The sequence below is a fragment of the Paraburkholderia sp. SECH2 genome, from assembly GCF_030464795.1.
Lineage (GTDB): Bacteria > Pseudomonadota > Gammaproteobacteria > Burkholderiales > Burkholderiaceae > Paraburkholderia > Paraburkholderia aspalathi.
On record NZ_JALPRH010000022.1, the window covers coordinates 102,887 to 118,040 of the forward strand.

Consider the following 15,154-nt stretch of genomic DNA (forward strand, 5'->3'; position numbering starts at 1 on the left):
TGTGACTCTGCCGACCAACGCGCAAGGTGCCGAAGCGGCGGCCGAGAGCGGCGACCTCGCGTCTGACCGCATCCTCGCCCGTATCGGACAACTGACGCGCACGCTGCGTGACTCGATGCGTGAGCTCGGGATCGACAAGCATGTCGAGCGTGCGGCTGAAGCCGTGCCCGATGCTCGCGACCGTCTCAAGTACATCGCGAACATGACCGAGCAGGCCGCCGAGCGCGTGCTGTCATCGATCGACGTCGCCAAGCCGATCCAGGAACAACTGCAGAAAGACGCCGGCGAACTCGACGCGCGCTGGGAGCAGTGGTACGCGGCGCCGATCGAGCGCGAGGAAGTGCGCGCGCTGATGAACGACACGCGCACCTTTTTGCGCGGCGTGCCCGAGGCGACCACCGCAACCAACTCGCAGCTGATGGAGATCATGCTGGCGCAGGACTTCCAGGATCTGACCGGGCAGGTCATCAAGAAGATCACGGATGTCGTGTACCTGATCGAGCAGCAGCTGCTCGGCGTGCTGGTCGAGAACATCGCGCTCGAGCGGCGCGAGCAGTTCGCAGCGAATGCGGCGGCGCTGGCGGCCGAGCCGTCGTCCACCGGCAGCCCCGAACATCTGCTGAACGGTCCGCAGATCAATCCGGAAGGCAAGACGGATGTGGTGCAGGACCAGTCGCAGGTCGACGATCTGCTGGCGAGCCTCGGCTTCTGACCCGCCGGCGCACCCTCACGGGTGCGAGGCAGGATCGCCGGATCGGTTCAGGTGGCAGGCCACGCTCCGGCGTGCGCCTGCTGTCTGCCGACACAAACCACAGGCATACTACGGACTCAAGCAGCGGCATGGCATTCCGGTGAGAGACAGTCACCGGTCGGTGGCACCGTGAGGCATCCCTCCAGAGTGCGACCGCAGCGGTGCCGTATGATCTGCATACATGCGGCCGGTTCTCACGAGGTGCGAGCCGAGCAGCAGCAGCTCGGGAGGAGCCTTGTCATGTGGAGTCGCGTACGCCGCGCCGGGTTCGTTATGGCGCTTGCATTACCCTGTTCGTTGTCAGCCGTGCAGTCCGCGTATGCGGGCTTGGGCGGCACCCCGATGACACCGCCTACGGATGCGTCGGTTTCTTCCCGCACCGTGCAGCCCGGCACCAGTTCGGCAACGGCGGCTCAAAGCGTGATGCGTTCTGCATCAAACGCTGCTTCTTCCACCTCGGCTTCGGCGTCCTACACCGTGCGTGAAACCACGCTCGGCAACGGCACGGTGGTGCGCGAATACCTCGCCGCGGACGGTTCGGTCTTCGGCATCGCGTGGCATGGTCCGCAAATGCCGGATCTGAACGATCTGCTCGGCAGCTATTTCCCGCAGTACGTCGCCGGTGTAAAGGCCGTGCGCGCGGCGCGCGGAGGCGCTCGTGGCCCCGTTGCGGTCGATCAGAGCAACCTCGTGGTCCGCTCCGGCGGCCACATGGGCGGGTTCAACGGTCAGGCCTGGTTGCCGCCGGCGTTGCCGGCCGGCGTCAGCGGTTCCGACATCCAGTAAGGGCGAGGACGAACGATGCGAACCATGCAAAGTGCTGTGAAGCTCAGGGGCTGGGTGCAGGCCGTCGTGGCCGTGGCGTTGGTGTCGGTGATTGCCGCCTGCGGTGGCGGTGGTGGCGGCGACAGCTCCAGTTCCAGCAACAGTTCGTCGACCACGCTGAACGGCGGCTCGCTGCCGGCCAGCCCGACCCAGCAACCAATCGCCGCGACGGCGGCGAACACCGTGGCGATCACGGTCGGGCGGGGTGTGAACGGCGTCATCAATATTCCAACGGTTAGCGTGACCGTATGCCCGCCGGGTACGACATCCAACTGTCAGACCATCAACAATATTCAGGTCGATACGGGTTCTTTCGGGCTGCGTCTGGTCAGCTCGGTGCTGAATAGTTCGTTGCTCAATGGTGGGTTGCCGATCAGTACCCTCGCCAGCGGCGCGCAACTCGCCGAGTGCGCAACTTTCGCCGACGGCTTCACATGGGGCACCGTGCGCACCGCGACCATACAGATCGGCGGCGAAACGACGGCCTCGCCCATCCCGATACAGATCATTGGTGATTCGGCGGCCGGCGCAGCGCCCAGCGGCTGCGGCAGCGGCTCGGCGGAAAACACGGCCAGTGATCTCGGCGCCAACGGCATTCTCGGGATTGGCACGGCGCCCAACGATTGCGGCGCGACCTGCGCGAATGCGGGGACCGCCACCAACTACAGCAATTATTTCACGTGTGGCACCTCCTGCGCCCGTGCGACGGTGCCGCTCAGCCAGCAAGTCGCCAATCCGGTCGCCAACTTCACGGCTGACAACAACGGCGTGATCGTGCAGATGCCGCCGGTGTCGAACACGGGTGCATCGTCGGCTACCGGCACGCTGGTGTTCGGGATCGGCACGCAGTCGAACAATGCGCTGGCGGCTACGCAGACTTTCACGACCGATGCCTTCGGCAACATGAACAATAGCGTCTTTAACGGCACGACCGTGCAGGCGTTCTTCGATTCGGGGTCGAACGCGTACTTCTTCGCCGACAGCTCGCTCGCGCAGTGCGGCAGTAATTTCGCCGGGTTCTATTGCCCGTCGTCCGCGCAAACCCGGTCGATCACGCTGGGCGGCCTGAGCAGCACGAGAGCGAGCGCCAGCATCGGCATCCTGAGCGCGTCGACGCTGTTCAGCAACACCAGCAACTATGCGTTCAACGATCTGGCCGGGCAGATTGGCGGCAACAGCAGCTTCGATCTCGGTTTGCCGTTCTTTTATGGCCGCTACATGTACTACGGCTTCGCGACCAGCACTCAGGCGCCTTACGTCGGCTTCTAAGGCGCATGTCGTACGCATAAGAACCGGCTGGACACCCGCGCGAAACGCCGCGGGTGTCCGCTAACCGCAGTCGCAACTGCATCCGCAGCCGGCGCTGCTTGCCGGCTGTTCCATCCCTCGAAATACCCCCCTTTCTCCGCCCTTATCCGCCGATCGTCGCTTGCGTCGAGCGGGAATAATCGCTCTCACTGGAAAGAGGCGCCGTGCCTCAGCCGACTGGAGAGCGTTTGTGGCAGAGGATAGCGACCTCGAAAAAACCGAATCAGCCACTCCCCGGCGCCTGCAGAAGGCGCGCGAGGAAGGGCAGATCGTGCGTTCGCGGGAGCTGTCGACGTTTGCGCTGCTGGCAGCGGGATTCTTCGGCGTTTGGGGCATGTCCGACAGCATCGGCGAGCATTTGCAGGGCATGCTGCGGGCGTCCTTCACGTTCGACCACGCCACCGTGTTCGAAACCCGCCGCATGCTGATCGGCGCGGGCGCCGCGGGCCGCGAGGGCCTGTATGCGCTGCTGCCGGTTCTGGCCTTCACCGGCGCTGCCGCCTTGCTCGCGCCGATGGCGCTGGGCGGCTGGCAGTTGTCTTCGAAAGGCCTCGAGCCCAAGTTCAACCGGCTCAACCCGATCGAAGGGCTCGGCAAAATATTCTCGATCAACGGACCGGTTCAGCTCGGCCTGTCGCTCGCGAAGACGCTGGTGGTGGGCTGCATCGGCGGCTCGGCGATCTGGAATCGCCGCGAGGAAATTCTCGCGCTGGCAACCCAGCCGCTGCATCTCGCGCTCGCCAACACCGTGCATCTGATCGCGGTGTGCTGCGGCATGACGGTCGCGGGCATGTTCGTCGTGGCCGCATTGGATGTGCCGTATCAACTCTGGCAGTTCCACAAGAAATTGCGCATGACGAAGGAAGAAGTGAAGCGCGAGCACCGCGAAAGCGAAGGCGATCCGCACGTCAAAGGGCGGATTCGCCAGCAACAGCGCGCTATTGCCCGTCGCCGCATGATGACCCAGGTGCCCAAGGCCGATGTGGTGGTGACCAACCCGACGCACTTCGCCGTCGCGCTGCAGTACACCGACGGCGAGATGCGCGCGCCGAAGGTGGTCGCCAAGGGCGTGAACCTGGTGGCCGCGCGGATCCGCGAAATCGCCGCCGAAAACAACGTGCCGCTGCTGGAAGCGCCGCCGCTCGCGCGTGCGCTGTATCACAACGTCGAACTGAACCGTGAGATTCCTGGCCCGCTGTATGGCGCGGTCGCCGAGGTGCTTGCGTGGGTGTATCAGTTGCGGCGTTTCAACACCGAAGGCGGCGTCGCGCCGGTCGCACCGACCGAGTTCGACGTGCCGGCGGACCTCGACAAGGGCGGCGTGCCGGACGATGAAGCCGAGCAGGAAGCCGCCGACGTGCTTAACCCGACTAACGACGACGCTTCAGGAGCCTCCGCATGAACGCTCGCGCCGGATTCCTGTCCCGACGGCCGGATGCCTTGAGCGGCACCAATTTGCGCGCCCTCGCCGGGCCGGTGCTGATCTGCATGATCCTCGGCATGATGATTCTGCCGTTGCCGCCGTTTCTGCTGGATCTGCTGTTCACCTTCAATATCGCGCTTTCCGTGATGGTGCTGCTCGTCAGCATGTACACGATGAAGCCGCTCGACTTCGCCGCTTTCCCAAGCGTGCTGCTGTTCTCGACCTTGCTGCGCCTGTCGCTGAACGTGGCCTCCACCCGCGTCGTGCTGCTCGAAGGCCATACCGGCCCGGACGCGGCGGGCCAGGTGATCGAGTCGTTCGGCCACTTCCTCGTGGGCGGCAACTTCGCGGTCGGTATCGTCGTCTTCGTCATTTTGATGGTCATCAACTTCATGGTGATCACCAAGGGCGCGGGGCGGATCGCGGAAGTGTCCGCGCGCTTCACGCTCGACGCGATGCCCGGCAAGCAGATGGCGATCGACGCCGACTTGAACGCCGGCCTCATTAACGAAGATCAAGCCCGCAAGCGCCGTCTGGAAGTCTCCCAGGAAGCCGAGTTCTACGGTTCGATGGACGGCGCCAGCAAGTTTGTGCGCGGCGATGCGATTGCCGGCCTGCTGATCATGGTGATCAACATCGTCGGCGGCCTGATCGTCGGGATGGTGCAGCACGGCATGGACTTCGCGTCGGCAGGCAAGACCTACACGCTGCTGACGATCGGTGACGGCCTTGTCGCACAGATCCCGTCGCTGGTGATTTCGACCGCGGCCGGTGTGATCGTCTCGCGCGTCGCGACCAACGAAGACATCGGCACGCAACTGACCGGCCAGCTTTTCACGAACCCGCGCGTACTGGTGATCACGGGCTGCATTCTGGTGTTGATGGGCCTGATTCCGGGCATGCCGCACTTCGCGTTTCTGGTTCTCGGCGGTGGCCTGATCCAGCTCGGCCGCACGATGAAAAAGCGCAGCGAAGCGCGCAAGAACACCGCAACGCTGGTCGATGTCGCACCGGCTACACTCGCGCCGGTCGAGAATACCGAAGCCAGTTGGGACGACGTGACGATGATCGACACGCTCGGTCTCGAAGTCGGCTACCGGCTGATTCCGCTCGTCGACAAGAATTCGGACGGCGAACTGCTCAAACGGATCAAGAGCATCCGCAAGAAATTCGCGCAGGAAATCGGCTTCCTGCCGCCGGTGATCCATATCCGCGACAACCTCGAATTGCGGCCGAACGGCTACCGGATTGCGCTGAAGGGCGTCGAGGTGGGCGTCGGCGAAGCGTATCCGGGGCAGTGGCTGGCGATCAACCCGGGGCAGGTGTCCGCCGCGCTGCCGGGCACGCCGACGCAGGACCCGGCGTTCGGTCTGCCGGCCATCTGGATCGATACGAATCTGCGCGAACAGGCGCAGGTGTACGGCTACACGGTGGTCGATTCGAGCACGGTGGTGGCCACCCACCTGAATCACCTGGTGGTCACGCATGCGTCCGAACTGCTCGGTCGCCGCGAAGTGCAGGCGCTGCTGGAGCGGATGCAGAAGGACACGCCTTCGCTCGTCGACGATCTGGTACCGAAGTCGCTGCCGCTGACCACGCTGCAAAAGGTGCTGCAAAACCTGCTGGAAGAAGGCGTGCCGATCCGCGACCTGCGCACGATTCTCGAAGCCCTGTCCGAACACACGCCGAAGGTCACCGACGCGCACGATCTCACCGCCGCCGTGCGCCTCGCGCTGGGCCGTGCGATTACGCAGCAGTGGTTCCCGGGTGTAGGCGACATGCAGGTGATGGGCCTCGACTCGAATCTGGAGCGAGTGTTGTCGCAGGCGCTCTCCACGGGCGCCAATCCGGGCCTCGAACCGGGTCTCGCGCATACGCTGCTGAACGAAACGCAGAAGGCGATGACGCGTCAGCAGAACCTCGGGCTCTCGCCGGTGCTGCTGGTGCAGCATGCGTTGCGGCCGATGCTCGCGCGCTTCCTGCGCCGCAGCCTGCCGCAGTTGAAGGTGCTGTCTTATGCCGAAGTGCCGGATACGCGCAATATCAAGGTGGTGAATCTGATCGGGGCGCATGGCTAAACCCCGTGCGGCTAAGCCTGCCAGGTAGCCGCAGCCGTTCCAGACCGATGGTTTCCGCCGGCGCTCCTCGAGCGCCGGTTTTCATTTCCGCGCCTAACTTTTCGCCCCGCAGGCGACCGGCGGAGGTCATGCTGTGTCGGCGAAAGCGCCGCCGTACACCGCCGGAGAGCCTGTTTCAAACCGCCGCGCGTGTGAATTGAGGTGCGTTTCCATCGCCCGAATTGCCCGCCTTTAACGGTCTTTATCCATCGATCGTCACTCGACGGGTTTCGCAATAATGATCTCAATGGGAAGCGGTATGTTGCCAATCCGTTAGTCAGTAAGTCCGTATACCTCATCGGGGGTCCAGCTTGAACATTCGTAAATTTGTCGGTGCTACCAGTCGCGATGCTCTGCGTCTCGTGCGCGAAGCCTTGGGCCCGGATGCCGTCGTTTTGTCCAACCGCACGATGGAAGACGGCAGCGTCGAGATCGTCGCCCTGGCCGATAGCGACCTCGCCGCCATTACGCCGAAAGCGCCGCGCGGTAGCGCAGGCGCACCGCTGGCCACGCCGATGAATGCCATGGCCGGACAACAGCCCGCGCTCGCCGCACCGCGCGCCAATCCGATGATGCAGGCGAATCCGTATGCGAGCGGCATGCCCGATGTGTTCTCGTCGGTGTTCGGCGCAAGCCCGGAAGCGGGCGCTGAGAATGTGACGCCGAACGTCGTTAGCACCGTCGGCACTGCTTCAGGGGCAGCTGCGAAGTCCGCCACCGTCCCCGCCGCGCCGAAGGCCACGCTGCCGAACGCGCCCAAAGCGGCACTGGCCGCACCCGCTGCCGCGTCGCTGCCGCAAGCGGTCAACACCGAGCAACCGAGCGCCCGCGCCGCTGCAACGCGTCTCAGCGAAGACATCCGCGCGGATCTGCTCAAAGCCGCCGAAGCGCAAGCGCCGCGCACGATGGCCGAATCGAACCCCTGGCTGATCGACCACGCTCGCCGCATCGCCGCCGAACAGCAACCGCAAGGCGCGTACAGCGCGCGCCCCGCCGCGATGACACCCGCTGCTGCCATGGCCAAGGGCCTCGGCGCCGCAGTGGAAGCCGGCCAACAGGCCTCGAAACCCGCCGCGCAGCAAGTCACCGATACGCCCGAATGGGCGCGTGAAGGCGCCCAACTCGCCGCGCGCCGCGCCGCTCAGAAAGTGGCCGCATCGATGCCTGCCACCGACGACGCCCGCTCGCCCGCTTCGGTCGCCGAAGCGATCAAGACGCGCATGGAGCAGGTCGTCAACGACACCGTGATGAGCGAGCTGTCGTCGATGCGCGGGATGATGGAAGAACACTTCGCCGGCCTCCTGTGGGGCGATCGTCAGCGCCGCAGCCCGGCGCGCGCCGCGCTCACCAAGCACCTGTTCGCCGCCGGTTTCTCCGCGCAGCTCGTGCAGATGATGGTCGACAACCTGCCCGACGACGTCGACAACATGGAAGGTGGCATGGAGTGGGTACGTTCGGTGCTCGAATCGAACCTGCCGGTGATGGAAGACGAAGACGCGCTGATGGAGCGCGGCGGCGTGTTCGCGCTGATGGGCCCGACGGGCGTCGGCAAGACCACGACCACCGCCAAGCTCGCCGCGCGCTGCGTGATGCGCTTCGGCGCCAGCAAGGTGGCGCTCCTCACCACCGACAGCTACCGGATCGGCGGCCACGAACAACTGCGCATCTTCGGCAAGATTCTCGGTGTCTCGGTTCACGCGGTGAAAGACGGCGGTGATCTGCAACTCGCGCTCTCCGAATTGCGCAACAAGCACATCGTGCTGATCGACACGATCGGCATGAGCCAGCGCGACCGCCTGGTCTCCGACCAGATCGCGATGCTGTGCCGCGCCGGTCAGCCGGTGCAGCGTCTCCTGCTGCTCAACGCGACGAGCCACGGCGATACGCTGAACGAAGTCGTGCAGGCCTATCAGCGCGCACCGGATCAACAGCCGCTCGCCGGCTGCATCCTGACCAAGCTCGACGAAGCCACCAATCTGGGCGGCGTGCTCGATACGGTGATCCGCTACAAGCTGCCGGTGCACTACGTGTCGACCGGTCAGAAGGTGCCGGAAAACCTGTACGTCGCAACGAAGAAATTCCTGATCAAGAGTACGTTCTGCATCCCGCGCGACAACTCCCCATTCGTGCCGCACGACGACGACATTCCGGCGTTGCTGTCCGCGCTGTCGGCGCGTTCGACGGCCGAACTGCACGAGGTTCGCTTTGGATAAGTTCATGTCGGATCAGGCAGAAGGACTGCGGCGGTTGTTGGCCCGTAGCGGCTCGCGCGTGATTGCGGTGACGGGCGGCTCGGCCAACGTCGGCTGTACGACGACGGTAGTGAACCTCGCCGCGGCGCTCGCGCAGCAAGGCAAGGACGTGCTGGTGATCGACGAGTGCCTCGGCGAGAAATCGGTGAGCGCGATGCTCGGCGGCGTGCGCGGCGCAGGCAATTTTGCGGCGGTGATGCGCGGCGAGATGACGCTCGACGATGCCGCCGCGCGCCACGCGCTGGGCTTCTCCGTGCTGGCCGCCTCGCGCAACAACCGCGAAGGCCGCACTGCCGCGCAATTCGACGTGCTGCTGCGCGGTTCCGCCGACATCGTGCTGATCGATGCGCAACTCGACGAACACGGCCACCTGTCGCCGCTCGCGATGCAGGCGCACGACCTGATGATCGTAACAAGGGTGGCCGCGCAAGCGATCACCGAGGCGTACGCGTGCATGAAGCGTCTGCATTACGCGCACGCCACCGCGCAGTTTCGCGTGCTGGTGAACCACGTGCAGAGCGTGGAAGACGCGCACACCGCCTTTGTTAACCTGGCCGGCGTGGCGGGACGCTACCTGACGGTGGCGCTGGAAGACGCCGGTTGCATTGCCGCCGATGTGCGGATGGCGCGAGCCCTGGAGTTGTCGCGGTGTGTCGTCGATGCGTTCCCATCGACACCGGCCGCGCGCGACTTCCGGCACCTTGCCGCCGAATTGCAGTACTGGCCGATGCGGCCAGCGATGTCGTCGCAAGCGCCGTGGATGGCGCCTGCGACAGTTACAGCGGCGCAACACGCCGACCAACCGTCTGCGCAGCACGCCTGAGAGGCGGCACAAGGACAAGGGGAGCACGATGTATAACGCTCAGGGAAAGATTTCCCAAGCCGAAGTTCTGACGAAGTACGCGCCTCTCGTGCGTCGCCTCGGCTTGCAGCTCGTTGCCAAGATGCCGGCAAGCGTCGATCTCGACGACCTGATCCAGGCCGGCATGATCGGACTGCTGGACGCGGCGAGCCGCTACAAGGAAGACCAGGGCGCGCAGTTCGAGACTTACGCCAGCCAGCGGATTCGCGGCGCGATGCTCGACGAGTTGCGCAGCAACGACTGGCTGCCGCGCAGCTTGCGGCGCACGTCGCGCGAAGTCGAATCTGCCGTTCACAAGGTCGAACAGAATCTGGGCCGCTCGGCGAGCGAAACGGAGATCGCCGAGCATCTGCAAATGCCGCTCGACGAGTACCAGTCGATGCTCCAGGATCTGCACGGCAGCCAGCTGATCTATTACGAAGACTTCGACCGTTCCGCGGACGACGAACCGTTTCTCGACCGTTACTGCGTCGATCATTCGGACCCGCTGTCGGCGCTGCTGGACGACAGCCTGCGCTCGGCGCTGGTCGAGGCGATCGACCGCCTGCCGGAACGCGAGAAGCTGCTGATGTCGCTGTACTACGAGCGCGGTATGAACCTGCGCGAAATCGGCGCGGTGATGGAAGTCAGCGAATCGCGGGTGTGCCAGTTGCACAGCCAGGCCGTGGCGCGCTTGCGCACGCGTCTGCGCGAAATGGCATGGGCGAACGCCGAGGCGACTTGAGCTGAGGTGGATGGCTGGCCGGCGGTGCGCACAACGTCCGCCTGGTCTTTTCTCCTGTTACGCGTCTGCCATCTCATGCTCCGCGGCCAGCGCGAGAAACGCTGAACGCGACATGCCACGCGCCTGGGCGTAGGTGTCAATATCCTGGACCAGTGCCTCAGGCAGTGAGATGTTGATACGCACCGCCTTCTTCAACGCCGGAATATTCCGCGTTGTCACGAAACCCCACGTGAAACCCGCGTAGTCCGGATTACGCCGATGCTCGTCCAGCGTCAGCCGTTCGGGAATCGGCAACCCTTCGTCGAGCAGCGTATCCAGATGCGCCTCGATCGCCTCCTTCGCGTTCGCGTAGGCTTCTTCCAGCGAATCTCCCGCCGAATGACAACCCGGAATATCGGGAACGACCACGCCGAACGCTTGATGCGTGTCACCGGGTTCGATCGCGATCGGGAAAATCAGGTTCTTCATTTCAGGCCTGCCTGTTTCAAGATGCTGTTCAGTGTGCCGGGCGGAAGATCTTTCTTCGGATGCGGGATGGTCACGAGACCGGCTTTTACCGCGTGCCGGAAATGGTGGTGGCTGCCCGATATGCGGATCAGCCGCCAACCATCGGCTTGAATTACTTTGACGACCTCGGCACTGTTCATACTGCACTCCTCGAACTATACACACGATTACACAACCTCGCTAGTGGGTAACGTTCCGCCTGGTTCGTCGAAGGCAGCCTTGAAAGCTGCGCGTGACGGCGGATGGGCCCAGTGGGGGAAGCCGTGATTTCAACGTGGCGGAGAATTTCGCGCTACCTGGCCGGATGGCTAACGCGCGTTGGAGGCGGGCTTGGGCGCCCTGTGCGGGAAGGGGAAAACAAAAAGGGCTCGTCAAAGACGAGCCCTTTTGCTCAAAGCAATCTACTCAAGTGCGTCGGCGGGAAACGTACCGCTCCAACGAAATTTTCAGGCCGCGGGACGCGCGGGAATCCGGCCGTCCGGTCCGTAGAAACCGACCTTCTGCGGCACGGCCACCTGCAGCGCCGTCAGTGCGCGCTGGTTGTAGTCCATCCGCACGCGGATCAGTTCACCGTTACTCGTATTGAAGCGCCGCGCCCGCTCGGCGGCCTTTTGCAGCAGCGCCCATTGGTCGGCGAGCCGCGCATCCGCGCTGGCCGCGAGCTCCATGCCGGGCCAGCCGGCCGGAAGGCCCATTTCCGCAAGCAGCGTGTCACGGGTGGTCTCGAGCCTGGCGAGCAGGCCGATCAGTTCGGTTTTCTTCTCGACGATCGGCGGCAGCAGTTCCAGCGGCGACAAGGCAGTCAGCGCCTTGGTCTCGAGCGTCAGAATCGAGGCGAACGCCTCGACGGCCGAATATTCTTCGATGAGGGTGGCAAGCAGGGCGTCTTTCATCTCAACAACTCGCTGAACACGACGGCTCGCGCATGATTCACGAGCCGGGTTTGTCGAATGCCGCCCGGCAATTCACCGTACTTCGATGCGTCGATTAGTTGCCGGTCGACGAGGTTTTGCTTTGCAACAGTTCGCGCGCGGTATTCAGCACGCCGTCGGCGATCTTGCTGGAATCGATCTTCAGCGAGCCGTCCTTGATGGCTGCCTTGATCGACTCGACGTGCGCCGTGTCGATATCGGCCGAGCCGGACGCCGCGAGGCTGCGCAAATGCTGCGACAGACCCGACAGGCTGACGCTGGCGTCGCCCGAACCGCTGGTGGTGGGCTGCGAGGTCGTGCCCGCAGTCTGCGCGTTGCCGTTCGCGGTCGTCGCGTCGCTTTGCTGCGAGCGCGACAGGGCGTCTTTCAACGTCGGCAGATTCGAATTGGTTGTGGAATCGACTTTCACGATGGGCTTCCTGAACGATTTGATCTTGATAACGGCAAGCGCTGATCAAAACTTTAGCGCAATCGCTCCAGGTTTTGCCTCGTCTTTCAAGACGATCCGGCCCCACGACGGGTTCGACATCCACTGCGCCAGCCGTGCCGGCCGCCGCGCGTGAATCCACGCTAGCGGACGGGTTGCCTGGCTTACAGTCGGCCCGCTTCACAACTGAATCTCCACCGTCGAACCATCCTTGACGATGCCGGAGATGATCTGGCCGTTGGCCGTCTTCACCCGCACTTGCTGGCCCGGCGACGCGTTGTTCATCGCGCTGCCTTCGGCCGAAATCGCAAAACCGTCGCCCGCTGCGACCACTCGCACCGTTTGTCCGATCGACACCGACGACGCGCTTTTCAGCATGTCGCGGCGCAGCGGCATGCCGCCGGCGATGCGCACGAGCGACACCGAGCCGACTACTTGTGACGGATCCGTGACGATCGCCTGCGGCAAACCGGTCAGGTCGCCGTCGCGTGCGACGAGGTCGGCGGAGGTGAACACTTCGCCTGGCGCCATTGCGCGGGCGGCCAGATAGTAGGTGGCGCGCAGCGAAATGCGCGCTTGCAGATAGATGGTCCACGGCCGTTCGCCGGCGCAGCGCACCCCGACGGTCATGCGGCCCCACAGGCGTGCGCCGCTGGGCATGAAAGGTTCGAGCATCGTGCAGGCCGCGAGTCCGCGCGGAAACGCCGGCGCGACGGTGATTTCGACCTTGCCGGGCAAGCCCGCCGATTGCTGCTGCAAGAAGGCGAGCGCCGCACTGCGAATCGCCTCGGAGTCTTGCTGGCCGGCCAGCGGGACGGGTTGCGCCACCGCTGCGGGTCGCAGATTCTGCTGCGCGACAGCCGGCGCTACCTGACGCATCGACGGCGTGCGGGCGATGGTGGCCGGCGGCGTCGGCATCGGCGCGGATGTCGGCGCGACTACCGCCGCGGTCACGACGGGTTTGCCGTTCGCGCCGAGTTGCGGCGGCTCGCCGCGCGAAGCAAGACTGTCGAAGCCACCGGATGCGGACGCGGGCGTGCCGGCGGCTACGCCGTTAGGCGCATTGGCGACGACCGACTGCACACCGCCGGTTTGCCGCCCGGCATTGAGCGCCGGCGTCACCACAACCGGCACGACCTGACGCGAGCCCGGCGTCACATTGATACGCGCAATCCCGGTCGGCGGATTAGTCGCAGCCGGGGCCGCATTGGCGCTTCCCGGCGCGGGAATCGTCACGACTCCGTTCGCGTCCGGCTTGAAACTGGTACGGATCATTTGCGGCGCGGCAGGCGGCTCGCCTGCGCCCGGAATGACGATCGAGCCGCTCGCATTGGCGGCGCGCGTGAATTGATCGGCGTCGCGCGCGACCGGCCCGGGCGTCAGCGACTGCGCGGTAGCGGCGGCGAGCGTCGCGGCGGAGCCCGTGCGTTTCGCGGGCGTTGCCTCCATCTGCGCGGCCAGATCGTTGAGCGCGGCCGGATTCTTTTCGCCTGGACCTGGAATCACGATCGGACCACCGGCGTCCTGAGCCTGCTGGGCCTGGGTCGAGGCAGGCAGCAGCACGATGCCGCCGGCGACCCATACGACGAGATTCACAACCAGACGCGTCAGAAGACGGGATGCACCACGCGAAGCACGCCGCACCGGGCCCGCACTCACGCGATGCGCCGCCACGCAGCTTGCGCGGTGCGTCGGATCGAAGGTGGGCTGGTCCATCGTGTTTCTCCATCGAATGCATCGGTACGCCTTGCATTCTAGTGAGCGGGCCCATTGCGCAAACGTTGAATAGAAGCCCCCTTTCCCGGTTATTCGTCCGATTGCCACTTGCGTTCGGCCCATAAGATGCACTTCATGCAAAAAGGTCTTCCCGGCCGACGCAATCCTTACGCGACGCACAAAACGGGAAGCCTCGGGAACGTTCTCCGGAGATTTCTATGCTGGACAAACTCGATGCCGAATTCGCCTTTGGCCGCCAGGCGCTCGATGTACGCGCTTACCGGCAGGAACTGCTGTCGTCGAATATCGCCAACGCCGATACCCCCGGGTACAAGGCGCGCGACGTCGACTTCGCCTCGTCGCTGGCCGGCGCGCTGAAGAAGACCGGCGGCGGTGCGGGCACGGGCGCCTCGAACAACTCGACGCTTGCCATGACGCAGCCCGCAGGGGTGACGAGCGGCATGTCGATGGTGTCGACCGCGCCGGGTCACATGTCCGGCAAGACGACGCTGACGCCGACCGGCGGTACGCCGGACGACTACGGCAATCTGCAGTACCGCATTCCGACGCAACCCGCGCTCGACGGCAACACGGTCGACATCGATACGGAGCGCGTGCAGTTCGCGGACAACACGTTGCACTTCGAATCGGGCATGACGGTGCTGTCAGGCCAGATCAAGACGATGCTCGCGGCAATCCAGTCGGGTTCGTAAATAGCCGGCACGACGATCGGCGCAGTACCAGATACGCAGTACGCAGGAACAATCGCTACGGGATTTAACTTGAAACCGGGTCGAACTGTGCAACTACGTTGCATGGGACCAGAGTAAGCGCTAAAGCGCTAACTCTGGTCGACACAGGAGAGGTCAGGAAACATGCCATCTTTAATGAACATCTTTGGCGTTGCAGGCTCCGCGATGTCAGCGCAGTCGCAGCGGCTCAACGTGACGGCGTCGAATCTCGCCAACGCGGACAGCACGACCGGCCCGGACGGCCAGCCGTACAAGGCCAAGCAGGTCGTGTTCGCGGTCAGCCCGATCGGTGGCGCACGCACGGGCTCCGGCCAGCAGATCGGCGGCGTGCAGGTTACCGGTGTGGTCGACGACCCGACGCCGATGAAGACCGCCTACGACCCCGGCAACCCGGCGGCTAATTCAGACGGTTACGTCACGCTGCCTAACGTCGACCCGGTGCAGGAAATGGTCAACATGATCTCGGCCTCGCGCTCGTACCAGGCCAACGTCGAGACCCTGAATACCGCCAAGACACTGATGTTGAAAACGCTCACGATCGGAACCTGAGGAGAATTC

At 64.4% G+C, this 15,154-nt stretch carries 15 protein-coding genes; 10 read left to right on the top strand and 5 right to left on the bottom strand.

The features are described 5' to 3' along the window. Position 1 precedes the first annotated feature (1 nt). The 8 genes from cheZ (at position 2) to M0D66_RS28845 (ending at position 10,262) form a co-directional block, all read left to right on the top strand. Positions 2-712, top strand: coding sequence for a protein phosphatase CheZ (gene cheZ, locus M0D66_RS28810; protein WP_054038491.1), 711 nt, complete (start codon positions 2-4; stop codon positions 710-712). Between the two features lie 279 nt (positions 713-991). Further along, positions 992-1,537 carry a DUF2844 domain-containing protein gene (locus M0D66_RS28815; RefSeq protein WP_093640815.1) on the top strand — a complete coding sequence of 182 codons (546 nt, stop codon included), beginning with the start codon at positions 992-994 and terminating at the stop codon, positions 1,535-1,537. A gap of 15 nt (positions 1,538-1,552) precedes the next feature. Then, complete coding sequence (locus M0D66_RS28820) at positions 1,553-2,845, top strand: DUF3443 domain-containing protein (RefSeq protein WP_200620186.1); 1,293 nt, start codon at positions 1,553-1,555, stop codon at positions 2,843-2,845. Between the two features lie 229 nt (positions 2,846-3,074). After that, positions 3,075-4,286, top strand: a complete 1,212-nt coding sequence (flhB, locus tag M0D66_RS28825; protein WP_211706158.1) for a flagellar biosynthesis protein FlhB — start codon at positions 3,075-3,077, stop codon at positions 4,284-4,286. After that, positions 4,283-6,385 (top strand): flagellar biosynthesis protein FlhA, encoded by a 2,103-nt coding sequence (gene flhA, locus M0D66_RS28830; RefSeq protein WP_093640823.1) that lies wholly within the window; start codon positions 4,283-4,285, stop codon positions 6,383-6,385. Before flhB ends, flhA begins: the two co-directional genes overlap by 4 nt. Positions 6,386-6,735: 350 nt before the next feature. After that, positions 6,736-8,637: a flagellar biosynthesis protein FlhF gene (gene flhF, locus M0D66_RS28835; RefSeq protein ID WP_266212322.1), complete on the top strand. Its 1,902-nt coding sequence runs from the start codon at positions 6,736-6,738 to the stop codon at positions 8,635-8,637. Then, positions 8,630-9,499: an AAA family ATPase gene (locus M0D66_RS28840; protein WP_093640829.1), complete on the top strand. Its 870-nt coding sequence runs from the start codon at positions 8,630-8,632 to the stop codon at positions 9,497-9,499. The genes flhF and M0D66_RS28840 overlap by 8 nt, the downstream gene beginning before the upstream one ends. A 28-nt stretch (positions 9,500-9,527) precedes the next feature. Next, positions 9,528-10,262, top strand: a complete 735-nt coding sequence (locus tag M0D66_RS28845) for an RNA polymerase sigma factor FliA (protein ID WP_054038479.1) — start codon at positions 9,528-9,530, stop codon at positions 10,260-10,262. A 57-nt stretch (positions 10,263-10,319) separates the two neighbouring features. Here M0D66_RS28845 and M0D66_RS28850 read toward each other — a convergent pair whose 3' ends face one another. The 5 genes from M0D66_RS28850 to flgA all read right to left on the bottom strand — a co-directional run bounded on the left by M0D66_RS28850 (position 10,320) and on the right by flgA (position 13,844). Next, on the bottom strand, positions 10,320-10,730 hold the full coding sequence (locus M0D66_RS28850; RefSeq protein ID WP_266212323.1) for a type II toxin-antitoxin system HicB family antitoxin: 411 nt from the start codon (positions 10,728-10,730) through the stop codon (positions 10,320-10,322). Further along, positions 10,727-10,909, bottom strand: coding sequence for a type II toxin-antitoxin system HicA family toxin (locus M0D66_RS28855; RefSeq protein WP_028198502.1), 183 nt, complete (start codon positions 10,907-10,909; stop codon positions 10,727-10,729). Before M0D66_RS28855 ends, M0D66_RS28850 begins: the two co-directional genes overlap by 4 nt. A gap of 306 nt (positions 10,910-11,215) precedes the next feature. Next, on the bottom strand, positions 11,216-11,662 hold the full coding sequence (locus M0D66_RS28860; RefSeq protein WP_093640835.1) for a flagella synthesis protein FlgN: 447 nt from the start codon (positions 11,660-11,662) through the stop codon (positions 11,216-11,218). 94 nt (positions 11,663-11,756) lie between these two features. Further along, the gene (flgM, locus tag M0D66_RS28865) at positions 11,757-12,110 is read right to left on the bottom strand and encodes a flagellar biosynthesis anti-sigma factor FlgM (RefSeq protein WP_093640838.1); all 354 of its coding nucleotides are present in this window, start codon (positions 12,108-12,110) and stop codon (positions 11,757-11,759) included. Between the two features lie 198 nt (positions 12,111-12,308). Beyond that, complete coding sequence (flgA, locus tag M0D66_RS28870; protein WP_266212324.1) at positions 12,309-13,844, bottom strand: flagellar basal body P-ring formation chaperone FlgA; 1,536 nt, start codon at positions 13,842-13,844, stop codon at positions 12,309-12,311. Between the two features lie 218 nt (positions 13,845-14,062). Here flgA and flgB point away from each other — a divergent pair, with 218 nt between their 5' ends. Together flgB and flgC are read left to right on the top strand one after the other, a co-directional pair. Continuing rightward, the gene (flgB, locus tag M0D66_RS28875; protein WP_054038465.1) at positions 14,063-14,557 is read left to right on the top strand and encodes a flagellar basal body rod protein FlgB; all 495 of its coding nucleotides are present in this window, start codon (positions 14,063-14,065) and stop codon (positions 14,555-14,557) included. A gap of 162 nt (positions 14,558-14,719) precedes the next feature. Then, positions 14,720-15,145 (top strand): flagellar basal body rod protein FlgC, encoded by a 426-nt coding sequence (gene flgC / locus M0D66_RS28880; RefSeq protein WP_093640844.1) that lies wholly within the window; start codon positions 14,720-14,722, stop codon positions 15,143-15,145. The last annotated feature ends 9 nt before the right edge of the window (positions 15,146-15,154 follow it).